Source organism: Porphyromonas pasteri (genome assembly GCF_014647755.1).
Lineage (GTDB): Bacteria > Bacteroidota > Bacteroidia > Bacteroidales > Porphyromonadaceae > Porphyromonas > Porphyromonas pasteri.
The window spans coordinates 156,743-174,228 of sequence record NZ_BMPU01000001.1; the positions used below are offsets into that span (position 1 = coordinate 156,743).

General features: G+C 55.6%; 12 protein-coding genes. All 12 read left to right on the forward strand.

The window, feature by feature from the left end:
* The first annotated feature begins 583 nt into the window (after positions 1-583).
* The 12 genes from IEX77_RS00685 (at position 584) to bamG (ending at position 17,431) form a co-directional block, all read left to right on the forward strand.
* The gene (locus tag IEX77_RS00685) at positions 584-4,597 is read left to right on the forward strand and encodes a glycoside hydrolase family 2 TIM barrel-domain containing protein (protein WP_229770754.1); all 4,014 of its coding nucleotides are present in this window, start codon (positions 584-586) and stop codon (positions 4,595-4,597) included.
* A gap of 185 nt (positions 4,598-4,782) precedes the next feature.
* Positions 4,783-5,877 (forward strand): DUF4831 family protein, encoded by a 1,095-nt coding sequence (locus tag IEX77_RS00690; protein ID WP_188807234.1) that lies wholly within the window; start codon positions 4,783-4,785, stop codon positions 5,875-5,877.
* A gap of 76 nt (positions 5,878-5,953) precedes the next feature.
* Positions 5,954-7,507, forward strand: a complete 1,554-nt coding sequence (locus IEX77_RS00695; RefSeq protein ID WP_188807236.1) for a peptide MFS transporter — start codon at positions 5,954-5,956, stop codon at positions 7,505-7,507.
* 26 nt (positions 7,508-7,533) lie between these two features.
* Entirely contained in the window at positions 7,534-7,869 is a 336-nt protein-coding gene (locus IEX77_RS00700; protein ID WP_188807238.1) for a hypothetical protein, read from the forward strand.
* A 99-nt stretch (positions 7,870-7,968) separates the two neighbouring features.
* On the forward strand, positions 7,969-8,961 hold the full coding sequence (bioB, locus tag IEX77_RS00705; protein WP_188807240.1) for a biotin synthase BioB: 993 nt from the start codon (positions 7,969-7,971) through the stop codon (positions 8,959-8,961).
* 21 nt (positions 8,962-8,982) lie between these two features.
* On the forward strand, positions 8,983-10,437 hold the full coding sequence (locus tag IEX77_RS00710) for a sodium:solute symporter (protein WP_188807242.1): 1,455 nt from the start codon (positions 8,983-8,985) through the stop codon (positions 10,435-10,437).
* Positions 10,438-10,455: 18 nt separating this feature from the next.
* Positions 10,456-12,453 carry a TonB-dependent receptor gene (locus IEX77_RS00715; protein ID WP_229770755.1) on the forward strand — a complete coding sequence of 666 codons (1,998 nt, stop codon included), beginning with the start codon at positions 10,456-10,458 and terminating at the stop codon, positions 12,451-12,453.
* Between the two features lie 933 nt (positions 12,454-13,386).
* Entirely contained in the window at positions 13,387-14,133 is a 747-nt protein-coding gene (gene rlmB / locus IEX77_RS00720) for a 23S rRNA (guanosine(2251)-2'-O)-methyltransferase RlmB (RefSeq protein ID WP_188807244.1), read from the forward strand.
* Between the two features lie 29 nt (positions 14,134-14,162).
* Positions 14,163-14,795, forward strand: a complete 633-nt coding sequence (locus IEX77_RS00725; protein ID WP_188807246.1) for an L-threonylcarbamoyladenylate synthase — start codon at positions 14,163-14,165, stop codon at positions 14,793-14,795.
* 17 nt (positions 14,796-14,812) lie between these two features.
* Positions 14,813-15,280 (forward strand): rRNA maturation RNase YbeY, encoded by a 468-nt coding sequence (gene ybeY, locus IEX77_RS00730; RefSeq protein WP_009433451.1) that lies wholly within the window; start codon positions 14,813-14,815, stop codon positions 15,278-15,280.
* A 118-nt stretch (positions 15,281-15,398) separates the two neighbouring features.
* Entirely contained in the window at positions 15,399-16,127 is a 729-nt protein-coding gene (locus IEX77_RS00735; RefSeq protein ID WP_188807248.1) for a type III pantothenate kinase, read from the forward strand.
* Complete coding sequence (gene bamG / locus IEX77_RS00740) at positions 16,124-17,431, forward strand: BamG family beta-barrel-assembly machinery protein (protein WP_188807250.1); 1,308 nt, start codon at positions 16,124-16,126, stop codon at positions 17,429-17,431. Before IEX77_RS00735 ends, bamG begins: the two co-directional genes overlap by 4 nt.
* Positions 17,432-17,486 lie beyond the last annotated feature (55 nt).

Below are 17,486 nucleotides of genomic sequence, written 5' to 3' on the forward strand. Positions count from 1 at the left end.
GTGAGCGCATAGCGTCACGGTAGGGTATTACATTATTATATATAGGACAAAGATACGAAAAAATGCGCTCCCTTGGGTGTTATTTCGCCAGTGCTTCAGGTGGGCTATTCGGGTGTCTTAATAGCTTCTGTATTGGGATGAGGTGATTTTATCTGGGGAGCAAACTTCGTCTTCCTTCAAGAAAAGTGGCCCGACAGTAGTGCTAAACCCACGAAGCAGTAATGCAATTCTTCTATCCACGTGCAAAGTCCTAAAATCTACGTGCATAGACGATAAGATTTTCGTGCCTGGATCTAAAATCTACGCACGTGGATTTAAGAATAGAGATACTGCTTGGGTAGAATATCTCCTTGGTTTTGAAGTAATACTACCTGTGGTTTGTCGCTTTTTGTGTGCTACTTCTACTCCCTACTCGGTAGTCTTTGGTGTTGCCATTTTGAGGGCAGACGAGGTGATTCTCTCGGAGTGGTCATCGCACTCTGGGTAGATATGCACCAAAGCTGTATATTTGTCCATAGCATTCCAGCCGCGGTGGAGGACTCCACCTCTGCCGTCGGATATCTCCCCTTGGAACTACAATCTAATGAACAAGATCTACGCCGTGAGTAGCCTCGCAGCTGCTCTAACCCTCGCCTTGCCCAGCCCAGTGACTGGTCAGCGACTCCTCCCCGGCTATCGCTATGATCACTCGACCGCCCCGACGGGCAAGGAGTGGCAAAGCCCAGCCGACTATGCTCTTGGCAAGGAGCAACCCCACGCTTACTTCTTCTCTTTCGCCCCGAAGGACCGTGCTGAGCGCGTACTCCCTGAGTACAGCTCCCTCTATCAGAGCCTTGATGGGACGTGGCGCTTCCACTGGGTACGTACGCCAGAAGAGCGTCCTGTGGACTTCTATCGTACCGACTACGATGCCTCCTCTTGGGATGAGGTCACCGTACCGATGAACTGGAATGTCTACGGCCTCCAGCGCGACGGGAAGCAGAAGTATGGTACGCCTATCTACGTCAATCAGCCCGTCATCTTCTACCACAAGGTGCGCCCTGATGACTGGCGCGAGGGGGTCATGCGTACCCCCCCCAAGGAATGGACGACCTATCGTGACCGCAATGAGGTCGGCTCCTATCGCCGCACCTTCAAGCTCCCCATCGAGTGGAGCGACAAGGCGGTCTTCCTCAACTTCGATGGGGTCGATTCGTTCTTCTACCTCTGGATCAACGGACGCTATGTAGGCTTCTCTAAGAACTCCCGCAATCTCGCCTCCTTCGATATCTCACCTTACCTCCGCCCCAAGGGAGAGGAGAATGTAATCGCTGTAGAGGTCTACCGCAATAGTGATGGCTCATTCCTCGAAGCACAGGATATGTTCCGCCTCCCAGGGATCTTCCGCTCGGTCTACCTCACCGCTAAGCCGAAGGTGCATCTGCGTGACCTGCAGGTCATCCCCGATGTGACCTCTGACCTGAAGGAGGGTAGTCTGCGCATTACCTCTGAGCTGAGAAGTCAAGGAACGAAGGCGGTACGTCCTGATCTGCGCCTCAGCTACAAGCTCTATGCACTACCTCTCTACTCTGATGAGGTGAGCGGTGCTCCCGTGGCTACCGCCGAAGGTCGTAGCACCTCGACGGGCACGGCAGAGACGACGCTTACGCTCCAGAGCCCTGCGCTCTGGTCTGCGGAAGCTCCCCACCGCTATGTCTTGGTCGCCGAGCTCTATGACAAGGCTGGTAAGACGCTGCTGGATCGTGCGTCCATCTATACGGGCTTCCGTAAGGTCGAGATCCGCGAGACACCGGCAGACCAAGATGAGTTCGGGCACGCTGGTCGCTATTTCTACGTCAACCATAAGCCTGTGAAGTTCAAGGGGACGAACCGCCACGAGACGGATCCCTCCCGTGGGCATGCTATCACGCATGAGCAGATGGAGCGTGAGGTCTTCCTGATGAAGCGTGCGAACATCAACCACGTGCGCAACTCCCACTATCCACCTGCTCCCTACTGGTACTACCTGTGCGATAAGTATGGTATCTACCTCGAGGACGAGGCGAATATTGAGTCACATCAGTACTACTACGGCAAGGCTTCGCTCTCGCACGTGCCTGAGTTCGAGGCACAGCACGTCTCTCGTATGCTCGAGATGGTGCATGCCAACATTAACCACCCCAGCATCGTCATCTGGTCGCTGGGTAATGAGGCTGGCCCTGGTGTGAACTTCGTCAAGAGCTACGAGGCTACGAAGCGTGTCGATACCTCACGCCCCGTGCAGTATGAGCGCAATAACGACATCGTCGATATGGGCTCCAATCAGTATCCTTCTATCGCTTGGGTCGAGGGGGCTGCTACGGGTAAGTATAAGATCAAGTACCCCTTCCATATCTCCGAATACGCTCACTCCATGGGGAATGCCTGTGGTGGTCTGGCGGACTACTGGAAGGCTATCGAGAGCTCGAACTACATCTGCGGTGGTGCTATCTGGGACTGGGTAGACCAGGCGCTGTACAACTACACGCCCGAGGGGCTTCGCTATCTGGCCTATGGGGGTAACTTCGGCGACTTCCCCAATGATGGTATGTTCGTTATGAACGGTATTATGTTCGCCGACCTCCAGCCTAAGCCTCAGTACTATGAGGTGAAGAAGGTCTATCAGCAGATCGGTATCGAAGCTGAGGATCTGATGGCAGGACGTGTGCGCATCTTCAATAAGCACTACTTCGTCTCCCTCGCAGACTTCGATCTCCGCTGGAGTCTTTATCGTGATGGGGTAGAGGAGCGCTCGGGCGTCCTTGATCTCCCCGCTATCGCTCCTCGTACGGCTGAGACCGTCACGCTGCCACTCTCTACTTCAGACCTCCAGCCTAATAGTGAGTACTTCGTCAAGGTCGAGTGCCGTCTGCGCACCGACAAGCCATGGGCTAAGGCGGGCTATGTAGCCGCTGATGAGCAGCTCGCCCTGCAGTCGCTCCGTGAGCGAGATGCCCTGCAAGGGGGCAAGGGCCTCCGTGCCAAGAGCCTGACGAATGAGGTCTATGAGGTCGCTGGTAGTAACTTCTCCGTGCAGTACGACCTCCGCGAAGGGACGATCCACCAGCTCGTCTATGCTGGTGATACGGTCATCTACCCAGGCAATGGGCCTCGTATTACGGCCTTCCGTGCTCCCGCTGACAACGATATCTGGGTGCGCTCGGCTTGGACGACCAATGGTCTGCACAACCTCAAGCACCGTGTCCTCAAGCAGCAGGTCACTAAGCTCCCCGACGGCTCGGTAGAGCTCTTCTTCACCGTACGCTCTCAGGCTCCCTATGGCGCTACGCTCACGATGCACAAGGCTTCGGGTAAGTATGAGCTCACGGAGGATAAGGCACATCCCTTCGGTGAGAATGACTTCGCTATCATATCGCAGGCTATCTGGCGAGTGTATCCCGACGGAAGCATCCAGCTTCGCTCGAACCTGACGACGAATAAGCCCGCGCTGCCTCTCGGTCGTCTGGGCTATGAGTTCGTCCTCCCCCGTGCTTACGACAACTATACCTACTACGGTCGCGGCCCCATCAATAACTATGGTGACCGCAAGGCCAGCCAGTATATCGAGCAGCATAAGAGCAAGGTAGCCGAGCAGTTCGTCTCCTTCCCCAAGCCTCAGACGATGGCTAACCGCGAGGATGTGCGCTGGGTAAGCCTGACGAATGCCTCTGGACGTGGTATGCTCTTCCTCACGGATAGCGTGATGACGAGCTCTGCTCTGCCTTACTCTGCGATGCAGCTGATGATGGCTCCCCATCCCCACGAACTCCCTGCTGCTGGTGACACCCATCTGGTACTCTCCCGTAGCACGACGGGGCTTGGTGGTGCCAGCTGTGGTCAGGGTGGCCCGCTGGTATCCGCTCAGAGCCTCGGCACTCCACAGCTCTTCAGCCTGATGATCCGTCCGCTCCGTGCTGGTGACTCAGCCGTCAAGCAGGCTAAGGCTAAGATCGATGGCCCCGTAGTTCCCTCGATCACGCGAGATCCTCACGGGGACCTCGTCATCACGGGTGCTCCCGGGGAAGCCCTCTGGTACACCGTCGGTCGTGGTCGTCCTCAGCGCTATACCGAGCCTATCGACTTCTCACAGGGTGGAGAGGTCTCTGCATGGGCAGAAGGTCAGCGCCGCCTCATCTCGACCATGTCCTTCGGTCGTATGAAGTACGCTGCCTGCCGCATCGTCTTCTGCAGCAGTGAGGAGTATGGCTATGAGGCACAGGATCTCCTTGATGAGAGCCCCGACACGATGTGGCACACCGTATGGACGCTCACCGTGCCTAAGCACCCCCACTGGATTGACTTCGATCTGTACAAGGTGAAGACGATCACTGGTCTCACTTATCTGCCTCGTCAGGACGAGAGCACCACGGGCGATGTCAAGGACTATGCCCTCTCGGTGAGTGATGACGGGAAGCAGTGGACCGAGGTCCTGCGTGGTACCTTCGGCAGTGATAAGAAGCTCAAGGAAGCGCTTCTCAAGAAGCCCGTTCGCGCTCGCTATCTGCGCTTTACGGCGCTCTCAGCTCACGACGGACAGGACTACGCTTCTGGCTCAGAGATCCATATCCTGGCTGAGTAATAGCCCATCTCTTTAGAGGGCGGTAGGGAACTGCCGCTCCAGATGCGACGGCTTTCGAGGGAGTCACTCCCCTCGAAAGCCGTCCTGCATAAGGCTCCTCGCAAGGGCTAACCGTTTGAATGTCCCCGCTTTTTTATTAGTTTTGCTCTGAATTGTAAGTTCACTCATTCATATACAGACATTACATGTATCGATTAGAGCGCTGGATCGCATTGCTCGGACTCTTACTCTTCGCTGTACCCGAACTCGGGGCACAGACGAAGGTGCGTCGATATGACGCTACCAAGGAGACGGACTATGGGGTCATCTACCGCCTGCCCCGCACCGAGATCGAAGCGGTGGTGACGGTACGTGAGCGTACCTATACACCTGGACCTCTGTCGGCCTATGCTGATAGGTACCTCAATAAGAAAGCATCAGATAAGCCCCGCCATACCTTTGAGCTGGTCTCGGCTCGCCTCTATACCGTAGGGCGTCCCGACTCGACCCAGCAGTATCTGGTCTCCTTTGACCGCAAGACGCTGGCTCCCTTCGTCAAGCTCACGGATGCGGGTGTCCTCTTCTCCATCAATGGCGGAGGTGAGCTTCCTGCCAGCCTGAGTGAAGAGCGTCACTCTCGTGTCGTCTCTGAGAAGCAGATCGATACAGCTCAGCCCGCCCTCTCTCGTGAGTATTCGCAGGCTGGCTCCAAGGCTAAGCAAGCCGAGATCGCATCGAGCTATCTCTACGACCTACGCGAGAATCTGATGAACATCGTCACGGGCTCCGTAGACAATATGCCTAAGGATGGCGAGTCTATGCGTCTGGCTCTCGAGCAGCTGCGCCGTGAGGAGCAGCGCACGCAGCGTCTCTTCCTCGGGGATACGACCGAGCGTGTCAGTGAGTACATCCTTCGCTACACCCCCACGGGACATGAGGAGGGTGAGCTGACTTTGGCTCGTTTCTCCCCAGTGGCAGGGATGACGGAGGCGGATGATCTGAGTGGTGCACCGCTGCGCCTCGTGATCTCCGTGCAGGAGCAAGCTCCAGAACTCAACGAAAAGGACCAGCGCAAGAAGGATAAGATGCTCGAACATAGCATCGTCTATGTGCAGCCAGGTCAAGCTCGCATCACGCTCCTCTATGAGGGACGTAAGCTTGCCGATGAGCAGGTCAGCCTCGCTCAGCTCGGTACCCTTCAAGCTTTAGCTCCTAAGATGCTCCAGCTGACCCCCAATGCAGCCACGGCTATCTACTTCGATACACGCACGGGAGCTATCCTTGATGTGCGTCAGGAGTAGCGGAGCTCTGCTGTACAAACCTCCAATCAAGACGGAAAATCGCAACTAACAATACTCATCCTAACACCCCAAACTTATGTTCAAAAATCATCCTAAGGGATTGATCGCAGCCTCTCTCGCAAACATGGGAGAGCGCTTCGGCTTCTACATCATGATGGCGATCCTGACGCTCTTCATCTCAGCCAAGTTCGGTCTGAGTGAGCAGACGACAGGGTACGTTTACTCGGCCTTCTATGCCTCGATTTACCTGCTGGCTCTCGTCGGTGGCGTCATCGCTGACCGCTCGAAGAAGTACAAGGCTACGATCGTCGCTGGTCTGGTCATCATGGCTCTCGGCTACGTGCTGATCGCTATCCCCACGCCTACGCCAGTACCTAACCTTGCCCTCTACCTCACGCTGACTTGCGTCGGTCTGGGTGTCATCGCTTTCGGTAATGGCCTCTTCAAGGGGAACCTGCAGGTGCTCATCGGTCAGATGTACGATGATCCCCGCTATCAGAGCGCTCGTGATGCTGGCTTCCAGATCTTCTACATGTTCATCAACATCGGGGGGATCTTCGCACCCTTTATGGCTGTAGGTATCCGTAACTGGTGGCTGGGTCACAATGGCTTCGACTATAGCGCTGAGCTTCCTGCTCTCTGTCATCAGTACCTGCGTGAAGGTGCTAACATGCCAGCACAGGCTATGGAGAACCTTCAGAGCCTTGCCTCCAAGGTATCGCTGGGTAATGAAGTCACCGACCTTCAGGCCTTCGTCGGTCAGTACCTTGATGTCTTCAACCGTGGCTTCCACTACGCCTTCATCGCAGCAGTTGTGATGATCTGCGTATCAATGGTGATCTTCCTCATTAACCAGAAGAAGTTCCCCGATCCAAGCAAGAAGGAAGTTGCAAGTAAGGATGGTGCTCCCTCACAGAACGAAGTACAGATGAGTGCCGCTGAAATCAAGCAGCGTATCTACGCACTCTTCGCAGTATTCGGTGTCGTCATCTTCTTCTGGATGTCCTTCCACCAGAATGGGTACTCGCTCACGTACTTCGCTCGTGACTACGTCGACCTGAGTGTCATCAAGATCGACCTCGGCTTCACTGTGATTAAGGGTGCTGAGATCTTCCAGTCGGTGAATCCGCTGATCGTCGTCTGCCTCACGCCTCTCGTGATGTATGTCTTCGGCCGTCTGCGCAATCAGGGTAAGGAACCCTCTGCTCCCCGCAAGATCGCTATCGGGATGGGTATCGCTGCTCTGGCTTATGTCTTCCTGATGGTTTGCTCACTCGGTCTGCCCGATCAGAGCACGCTCGGTGGCATGACGGAGGCTGCAAAGCACGAAATGCTCCTCACGCCTTGGGTTATGGTCGGGATGTACTTCATCCTCACGCTTGCTGAGCTCTTCATCTCGCCCCTCGGTCTCTCCTTCGTATCGAAGGTAGCTCCTCCCCACCTCCAGGGTGTTATGCAGGGGGCTTGGCTCGCAGCTACGGCTCTCGGGAACTCGCTCCTCTTCATCGGTGGTATCCTCTATACGAGCGTGCCTCTCTGGGCTTGCTGGCTGGTCTTCGTAGGTGCTTGCGCTGCCTCGATGATCACGATGCTTGCTATGGTCAAGTGGCTCGAGCGCGTAGCTAAGTAATTCACACAAGACGCTGACCCACTCCGATGTACTCCGCACAACCCCACTCGCTGAGCGCAGCTCGTCTCTACTTCCGTCGCTGGACACGTAGTAGCGCAGCTGTCTTCCACAGCCTCGGGCATTGTGTCACCATCGGGCATCTCTCGTCAAGCGTCCTGGAGCGTCTCTCAGCAAAGACGACGACGCTCGCTACCACACCTGCCGTATGTGGTACGCTTGCTCCCACCGAAGGGAGCCGTGAGGAGGCCGAAGTCCTCGAGGAAGCTATGCTCTCAGAGCTGCTCCTCGCACTCACGCCTACTCCTAAGCCCACCGCATCGGCACATCCTGCAGACTACCTCAGTGTAGCTCTCTGCAGCTGACACAACGCTGTCTCGCTACTACCCACTCCACGATAGGAGGCGGGTGTGTAGCGAGACAGCGCTTTTTATATATCGATAAGATCACACGAAAAGACTACTATGATACAAGACATCAAAGCACGTATCCTCGCTGGCGGTGAGATCACCGAAGAGGAAGCACTTGCTTTGCTTACCACTCCTCACAAGGAGGAGCTATACCAAGCAGCACACGAGATCACCGAGCACTTCATGGGGAAGGCATTCGATACCTGCTCCATCATCAACGCTAAGAGTGGGAACTGCCCCGAGGACTGTAAGTGGTGTGCACAGAGCGCTCACTATTCGACCTCCGCAGAGCGCTACTCTGTCGTCAGCCCCAGTGCTTGTGTGGCGCAGGCCAGCTACAACCGCAAGCAGGGCATCGGGCGCTTCTCGCTCGTGGCGAGTGGGCGTCGCCAGACCGATCGCGAGATCGATATGATGAGTATCAGCTACCGTGCCATCAAGCGGGCACATCCTGAGCTCAAGTGCTGTGCCTCGCTGGGGCTACTCACCGAGCCACAGCTGAAGAAGCTCTTTGATAGCGGCGTGACGACCTACCATTGCAATGTGGAGACTTCTCCCAGCTACTTCCGTGAGCTGTGTACGACACACACGCAGGAGGACAAAGAAGCGACTCTCGAGGCCGCTCGCCGTGTGGGTATGCGCATCTGCTGTGGCGGTATCATCGGCATGGGCGAGACGCTGGAGCAGCGTGTCGAGCTTGCCTTCTACGTTAAGCGCCTGAAGAGCTACAGTATACCGATCAATATCCTCCAGCCGATCACGGGTACCCCGCTGGGCAACTCTACTCCGCTCACTGAGGATGAGGTCCTCTCGGCTATCGCAGTCTTCCGTATGGTCAATCCTCGGGCATTCCTTCGCTTCTCTGGTGGACGCGCACAGCTCTCCCCCGAGACGCAATACAAGGCTATCTACGTCGGTATCAATGCCGCTATCACGGGTGATCTGCTCACGACCATTGGCCGTCAAGCTGAGGACGATATGAAGATGATCAAGGCTTGCGGTAAGGTCAATACGCCCGAGGACTGGGAAGTGCACTACAACTATTAGTCGCTACTATCATATATCATTATGGTACAGGGTGTACTGATTACCTTCGTCCTCTATCTCTTCTTCCTCTTCCTGATCACCTTCTGGACGCGTAGGCGAGGCACGAATGCGGACTTCTTCCTTGCAGGGCGTGCTACCCCTTGGTGGATCGTATCGATCGGGATGCTCGGCGACTCGATCTCGGGTGTGACCTTCGTTTCGGTGCCAGGGATGGTGCAGCAGATGGATATGAGCTATATGCAGCTGGTCTTGGGCTTCTTCTTTGGCTACATCGTCATCGCCTATGTCCTCCTGCCACTCTACTATCGTCTGCAGCTTGTCTCGATCTATACCTATCTGGAGCAGCGCTTCGGGCGGCATAGCTATCGCACGGGTGCACTCTTCTTCATCATCTCGAAGCTCTTCGGGGCAGCAGCGAAGCTCTTCCTCATCACGCTTATCCTGCAGCAGCTCGTCTTTGCTCCGATAGGGGTGCCGTATGTCGTCACGGTCCTCGGGGTCGTCGGTGTCATCTGGCTCTACACGCAGCGCGGTGGCATGGGTACGATCATCTGGACGGATGTCTTGCAGACGGTTTGCCTTGTGCTCACGCTGGGGCTCATCGTCTATGTCGTCTCGGGGCAACTGGGGCTTAACCTCTCGGGTATCGTGCGCTTGGTCAGGGAAGATCCTCACAGCCGAGTCTTCTTCTTTGACGACTGGACGAGCCCGCTGTACTTCTGGAAGCAGTTCGTCAGCGGTATCTTCATCGTCATCGTGATGACGGGCTTGGATCAGAATATGATGCAGAAGAACCTGACGTGCCGTACACTCCGTGAGGCCCGTACGAATATGCTTACCTACGGCTTCGGCTTCCTCCCGCTGAACTATCTCTTCCTCGTCTTGGGGATTCTCCTACTGCACTTCGGCGCAGCGTATGGCTTGACCCTACCTGAGCGAGGAGATGATATCCTGCCCTTCCTCGCTGCAGGGCACTTAGGTCCGTGGGTCCTGATCTTCTTCACGCTGGGTATTACTGCTGCTTCATTCTCCAATGCTGACTCGGCTCTGACCAGTCTCACGACTTCGGTCTGTACCGATCTCCTCGGTATGAAGCTCGAGGATGATGCGGTAGGGGAGCGCCGTCGCTGGTGGATTCATTTAGCGATGTGCGTGGCCTTCGCCCTCATGGTACTCCTCATCAGTCAGATCCAGCAGAGCTCCCTGCTGAAGACGATCTTCACAGCAGTCTCCTATACCTACGGGCCGCTCTTAGGACTCTTCGCTTTCGGGCTCTTCACACGCTGGGCGGTACGTGATCGCTTCACGCCCTACCTCTGTATCCTCTCTCCCTTTGTGAGCTACGGCGTCGCAGTGGCAGCGGAGAGCCTATGGGGCTATAAGGTCGGCTACGAGATTCTCCTATTCAATGGCTTATTTACCTTCCTCGGCTTGTGTCTCCTTCGTGATGGCAAGCGAGGTGAGGTCCACGTCTAATCAATCTTTTATCTACAGATGAAGCAAACAAACATGCAGACCTCTGTCGCGCTACGCTTCCGGCGCATGACGCGCAAGAGCTACGGTGCCTTCAATACGATGCACCGTATCATCAACATCGGTACGCTTACCAGCCTGGCGCTGGCTTGCGCCTACACCTCCACCGTCAGTGCGCAGAATATAGCTGCGTCTGAGCCTGAGTATAACCTCGGTGAGCCCGACAAGGAGCTTACGGGGGTCACGGTCACAGCCTCTAAGACAGCTACCCCGCTGAATGAAGCTACGCGACTCGTCACCGTCATCTCGGCACGTGAGATCGCCCAGACCCCTGCGCGAAGTATCCAAGAGCTGCTGAACTATGTAGCGGGTATCGACGTCGCACAGCGCGGTGCCCAAGGGGTACAGGCCGATGTCTCCATTCGTGGCGGCTCACACGAGCAGATCGTCATCCTCCTCAATGGGGTCAATGTCAGCAGCAGTAAGACGGGGCACCTAAGCTTCGATTTCCCTATCAACCTCTCGGATATTGAGCGTATCGAGGTGCTTCGTGGGCCCTCGGCACTTATCTATGGTACGGGTGCTTTCTCGGGGGCTATCAACATCATCACCAAGCACAGCGCAGAGACCTCCCTCTATGCCAAGGCTACTGCGGGTATGCACCGCCTCGTGGGTGCAGAGCTCCGTGGAGCGATGACGTGGGGCAAGACGGAGAATAGCCTCTCGCTGAGCCGCCGCTCCAGTGCTGGCTATCGCACGAATACCGACTATGAGATCTATAATGCCCTCTGGCAAACACGCCTAAATCTCCCAGCGGAGAACAAGATGGATCTCCAGCTCGGCTACAATGAGAAAAAGTTCGGTGCCAACTCCTTCTATTCGGCTAAGTATCCCAATCAGTACGAGCATACCCAGCGTATGATCGCCTCGCTGCGTGGTGACCTAGGTGGTGAGCGCCTGCGTCTTCTCCCCACTATCTATTGGGATCGTGAGTACGACTGCTTCGAGCTGGTGCGTGGGACGACCTTCGGGCAGAACCACCATATCGTGAATAACTATGGTGCTGGGCTCATCGCCAACTACAGCTCCCTCCTCGGGACGACGACACTCGGTGGTGAGCTTCGCTATGAGGAGGTCATCGGGAATAAGCTCGGTACGCCACGCGCTAAGCCCGAGAGCTACTACACGAAGTTCGGTAGTCGAACGAATGTCAGCCTCAGTCTGGAGCATACAGTCAAGCTGGATAAGTGGCTGATCTCCGCTGGGACGCTTATGAGCCATAATACACTCCTCTCAGGGAAGTACACCTTCCTCCCTTCGGTGAGTGTGAATTATCATCCCCTTGATCGCTGGAGCTTCGTCGCTACTTGGAGTCGCTCGATGCGTCTGCCTACCTTGAACGACCTCTGGTATACCGACCCTGTCCACAAGCATGGAGACAATCTCCAGCCTGAGTATGCCCACTCCTTTGAGGCTATTGCGAAGTACCAGACCTCGCACGTAGAGGCGCACCTCTCTTACTTCTTGATGAAGGGGAGCAACCTCATTGACTGGGTGAAGTTCGACCCCACGGAGACGGCCTTCACCTCGCACAATATCGCTGAGCTTACTAACCAAGGTCTCGAAGCTGGGCTGGCTCTTCGCCTTGGCGAGTATCTGCCCTTCCTTGGTGATGCGGGACGTCTCAGCCTTGACTACCTCTATATGACGCAGCAGCATCGTGCTCCTGGTGTCGCGATGTCTAAGTATGCGCTGAACTATCTCCGCCACAAGTTCACGGCACAGCTCGCACACAACGTCGGCTCTCGAATAGAAGCCCTCTGGGCGCTGCGCTATCAGGATCGTGTCAATCAAGCCAGTCCCTTTGCGACGCTTGACCTCAAGCTCGACTATCGTCTGACGAATCACCTCCGTGCTGGCCTCGAGCTGAATAATATCACCGACACGCAGTACGCTGATATCGCTGGCGTACCGCAGCCTGGCTTCTGGCTCTCGGGGAGTATCAGCTACAGTCTATAGGTACGCTCCCCCCTTTCTACGTTGATACGTCAAGCCCCCACCGAAGTGCATAAGATGCCTGAGGTCGGGGGGCTTGCTGTATATGCCTGTTTCATAAGTGAATAGTGTGGAGGACGTATGTAGTTATAGGATGGGGTGCTATGAACCTATATAGATCGCTGACGCGACCTATATAGGTCCGAGTGACGACCAATATAGGTCGAGTCCGTGACCTATATAGCTCTCCCCGCTGACCTATATGAGACTGTTGCCGAGAGTCCTGCCCTCTATTTATTTTATTCTGCTAAGGCATCGCACACCCAGCTCCCCGATATACCTCTCCGAAGTGATACACAAGCCCCTCGCCTTATCGCGAGTATTCCTCTTATTCAGCGGAGGGAAAAGCATTGTTTTCGTGAAGAAAAAAGCGCCTTCACGTAGTGGTTTTCCTCTGTCTATGCACGTAGTCCTAAAGACTAGGCACGCAAATCCAAATATCCACGTACGTAGATATTAGAGCCACGTACGTAGTCCAAACTTATCTGCCACTCGTCCACAACTTTTATCCCTACGCGGAGCAACAACCTCATATAGGTCACTTCACAAAGCTATATAGGGATCAGTCCAAAGCAATATAGCTTCCTTCGCCATCCTATATAGGTTCATAGCATCCACCTCAATGGAATGCTCTTGCTCGGATAGTAGGAGAGGGGTCTATTCTTTACGCTTTGACTGGGGAGCTGTGTCGCACGCTCGTGTGGTGCTGATCACTCCTCGTGGAGGTGCGTACAGGGAAGATAGCAAGGTGGCTGTGTGAGTCTACGGGCAGGAGCTGTTATCTTTTTGTATCTTTGCTCTATGTGCGCACGTCTGAAACTGCCTCGATTGATCTGGGGTGCGTGTGGCACGAACCAAAGAGAATAGACTGACATATATAATACGGTATAAGGACTGATGGGAAAGAATAACCTGATCTTCGGGATCCACCCACTTATCGAAGCCCTGGAGGCAGGTCGTGAGATTGATAAGATCTTACTCAAGCGCGGACTGCGTAGCAGCGAAGTGAGCCATATCATGGATGTGGCCAAGGTGCGTACGATCCCTGTGCAGATCGTCCCCGAGGAGCGCTTGACACGTCTGACGCGCAAGCAGCACCAGGGGGTCATCGCCTTCATCAGCGAGATCGAGTACACGCAGCTGGATCAGCTCATCCCGATGCTCTACGAAGAAGGACGCTCTCCCTTCGTTGTCCTCTTGGATGGGCTTACCGATGTGCGTAACTTCGGTGCTATCGCCCGTACGGCAGAGTGCGCTGGTGTGGATGCGATCATCATCCCCGAGCGAGGGAGCGTGTCGGTGACTGCCGATGCCGTCAAGACCTCCGCTGGGGCGCTCCACCGTATCCCCGTCTGCCGAGTCAGCTCGATACAGGCTGCTGTCACCCTCCTGCAGGAGAACGGTATTCAGATCGTCGCTGCCTCAGAGAAGGCCGCAGATATCTATACCGAGAGTGAGCTGTCGCTTCCCCTCGGTCTGGTCCTTGGGGCTGAAGATCACGGGGTGTCACAGGATGTCCTGCGCCGTGCGGATAAGATCGTCCGTATCCCCCAGGTCGGTGCTATCGGTTCGCTCAATGTCTCGGTCGCTGGCGGTATCCTCATCTATGAGGTCGTGCGTCAGGCTGGCCTCGGTGCTGAGTGATAGCCCTTTCATAATAGCTACTCTACACTATGCTCACTAAGATCTACGCTGACTCCCCCGACTATCGCTTGCTCACTGAGCTGGTCGATGAGCTTCGTCGTGGTGCGGTCTTCATCTATCCCACGGCTTCGGGCTACGCCTACTGCTGTGACGCGCTACATCAGCGTGCCATCGAGGAGATCTGTCGCCTAAAGAAGATCGACCCGAAGAAGAAGGCGCTCTCTATCGCCTGTGCTTCGCTGAGCCAGGTGTCAGAGTATTGTAAGATGAATGACCGCGCCTTTAAGTTCATCAAGGATCACGAGGTTAACTATACCTTCATCCTCCCAGCATCGGGTGCCCTGCCACGTATCTTCAAGCAGCGTCGTGAGGTGGGTGTCCGCCTTGCCCAGCATCCTATCGGCCGTCTTCTGGCCGAGCATTTAGGCAATCCACTGATCACCTCTTCGCTCCCCATAGAGGATGAGGACGAGCCCGAGTATTGCACCAATCCCGAGCTCATCGACGAGCGCTATGGGAATGCCGTCTACACCATCCTCGATGCTGGCGATATCCCGCTGGCTCCCTCGACGATCGTCGACTGCACAGAGGAGCCCTTCGAGGTGCTCCGCTATGGCCATGGGCGCCTGGCCGATGAGGAGCCCTTACTCAAGAAAGATTAGACTACAGCATATCACTTATGTCGAAAGAATCTGAGCTTATAGCTTACTATACTGACGAAGACGTCGAGGAGCCTCGCCTCCGAGAGCGTGTCCTTCGCAACTGGATCCGTGAGGTCGCTGCTGGCTATGACCGTCGTGTCGGCGAGCTCTGCTACCAGTTCTGTGGTGATGAGCGCATCCTGCAGACCAATCAAGACTTCCTCGATCATGACTACTATACCGATATCATCACCTTCGACGAGAGTGAGGGGGATGTGATCTCGGGGGACATGCTCATCAGCCTTGATACGGTGCGTAGCAATGCCGAGCTCCTTGGCAATGAGTATGCCGAAGAGCTGCACCGTGTGATCATCCATGGGGTCCTCCATCTCTGCGGGCTCAAGGATAAGAGCCCCGAGGACGAGGAGCGCATGCGTGAGGCAGAGGATAAGGCCTTGATCCGACTGCATGAGTTGGTCGGTGAAGGGACGCCACTCTTTGACTAAAGTGATGGCTTCATCGTGCCTCGGCGCGGTGATAGGAAGCCGCTCCTCTTACCGTAGTTGCGGTATATTCCAGATAAAAGCCGTTTCTTTGTGGTATCATTGACTATCTGACCACTAAGTGAATTTAATCATCGATCAGGGAAACTCGGTCTGCAAAGTGGCCGTGGCGGATGGAGGTGAGCTCATCGCCCACTACTCCTTCCCTCAAGTTTCCCTACGAGAAGCTGGGGTCATCTTATCCGATCACCCAGCCCTGCAGGCGGCGATCTATAGCTCTGTCGCAGCTGTCGACAAGATGCTACTCAGCCTGCTCGCTGAGCGTATCCCCACCGTGCTGCAGGTCGACGAGCATATCGCCGTACCTGTAAGCGTGGCTTACGACCGCAAGCGCCTCGGTAGCGACCGTATCGCAGCTGTCGTCGGGGCACATGCTCTGGCACCCGAGGGTGTCAGCCTCTTGGTCATAGACCTGGGGACGGCGATCACCTATGAGCAGATCACCCCTAAGGGGGAATATACCGGGGGGAATATCTCCCCAGGGCTCTATACCCGACTCAAGGCGCTGAATCACTTCACCTCGCGCCTACCGTTGATCCACGAGATCACGCCTCCCGTACGAGACTTCGGGCAGACAACCTCCGAAGCCATCACCGCGGGCGTGCTCCGTGGGCTCATCTATGAGATCAAGGGATATATAGATGAAGCTAAGGCGTCAGACCCTAATGTCAAGGTCTACGTCACAGGGGGTGATGCTCCTCTCATCGAGCAGTACCTCCCCGAAGGGGTATGCGTGGAGCCCGACCTCGTCCTCTATGGACTGAATAAGATACTGGAGTACAACAGATGATAAAGCAGAAGAAGATCCTCAGCTACCTCCTCTCCGCAGGACTACTTACAGCTGGGACAGCAGGCGCCCTTAGCGCCCAGAGCAACTCAGACCGCTCGCCCTATAGTCGCTTCGGCTATGGGACACTCGGTATGCGCCAGACGGCTACGACGCGAGCTCTCGGGGGTATCGGTGCGGGTCTGCGTGACGGTCTCGTCGTCAACCCCGCTAACCCTGCCTCCTATACCGCTGTCGACTCCATGACCTTCATCATGGATCTGGCCGTGTCGCTGCGTGGATCTCACCTCGCTGAAGGCGGGAATCGTGATAGCCGTGTCTTGGGTAACCTTGATTACGCTACGATCCTCTTCCCCGTGAGCCGTCATATCGCGGTCAGTGCAGGGATCACTCCCTTCTCGACCGTGGGCTATCGCTTCGGTAGCCTCGAGAAGCTCCAGGGAGATAGCCAGAATAACTATCAACGTACCTATCTGGGACAGGGTGGCTTTAGTGACCTTTACCTCGGTGTAGCAGGGCGTATCGGAGGCTTCTCCCTTGGGGTGAATGGCTCCTATGTCTTCGGCTATACGACGCAGGAGCGTCAGGTATATATCGGGTCAGATGGTGCATCTAACCCCTTCTACCGCACGCAGCTCCAGCTCAAGGGCTTCAAGGCTGATATCGGTGCGCAGTACCAGCTGGATCTGGATCAGAAGAAGGGACGTAGCCTCGTCGTGGGTGCTACGTTCGCCCCTGAGATCAAGCTCCGCTCGACGCTCATCGATCAGCACTTCCTCAGTGCCGAGAATTCCAGCCAGCTTGTGCCCGAGTCCTCAGATACGATCACCTCACGTAGCCTCCACCATGTGCCTATGAGCTACTCGGTCGGTGCTACCTATCGCCATAGCGAGAGCCTCCTCGTCGGAGTGGGCTTCACCTATATGCAGTGGGCTAAGGCTACGGGCCTTGCTCAGGATGGTGCTGCACCTCGCAATCACTATCGTGTAGGCCTTGGTGCCGAGTGGATCCCCGATCCTCGTGGTCGTGGACTCTTCTCTCGCTCCCGCTATCGCTTTGGTCTGAGTGGGGCTAACTCCTATATGCTCGTCCCAACCTCCACGGGTGAGCAGAAGGGCTACAATGAACTCTCCGCATCGGTCGGTATCGGTATGCCGCTCATCGACCGTCGTTCGCTCGTCAATATTACCGTAGACTATAAGTACCTCACTCCTCAGGCCACCGGTATGGTGCGTGAGCACTCACTTGGCCTCACTGTGGGGATTCTCTTCAATGAGAACTGGTTCCGCAAGGCACGTATCAACTAAGTTATATAGCCTTGCCATGGACTATCCGCCGCTCTATATGGTGGAGGTCTACGGC

Excerpts from the sequence above, each read along its gene's own strand:
- IEX77_RS00695 (WP_188807236.1), top strand. The coding sequence starts at position 5,954 with ATGTTCAAAAATCATCCTAAGGGATTGATCGCAGCCTCTCTCGCAAAC.
- IEX77_RS00700 (WP_188807238.1), top strand. The coding sequence starts at position 7,534 with ATGTACTCCGCACAACCCCACTCGCTGAGCGCAGCTCGTCTCTACTTC.
- bioB (WP_188807240.1), top strand. The coding sequence starts at position 7,969 with ATGATACAAGACATCAAAGCACGTATCCTCGCTGGCGGTGAGATCACC.
- bamG (WP_188807250.1), top strand. The coding sequence starts at position 16,124 with ATGATAAAGCAGAAGAAGATCCTCAGCTACCTCCTCTCCGCAGGACTA.
- IEX77_RS00690 (WP_188807234.1), top strand. The coding sequence starts at position 4,783 with ATGTATCGATTAGAGCGCTGGATCGCATTGCTCGGACTCTTACTCTTC.
- rlmB (WP_188807244.1), top strand. The coding sequence starts at position 13,387 with ATGGGAAAGAATAACCTGATCTTCGGGATCCACCCACTTATCGAAGCC.
- IEX77_RS00710 (WP_188807242.1), top strand. The coding sequence starts at position 8,983 with ATGGTACAGGGTGTACTGATTACCTTCGTCCTCTATCTCTTCTTCCTC.
- IEX77_RS00715 (WP_229770755.1), top strand. The coding sequence starts at position 10,456 with ATGAAGCAAACAAACATGCAGACCTCTGTCGCGCTACGCTTCCGGCGC.
- IEX77_RS00725 (WP_188807246.1), top strand. The coding sequence starts at position 14,163 with ATGCTCACTAAGATCTACGCTGACTCCCCCGACTATCGCTTGCTCACT.
- ybeY (WP_009433451.1), top strand. The coding sequence starts at position 14,813 with ATGTCGAAAGAATCTGAGCTTATAGCTTACTATACTGACGAAGACGTC.
- IEX77_RS00685 (WP_229770754.1), top strand. The coding sequence starts at position 584 with ATGAACAAGATCTACGCCGTGAGTAGCCTCGCAGCTGCTCTAACCCTC.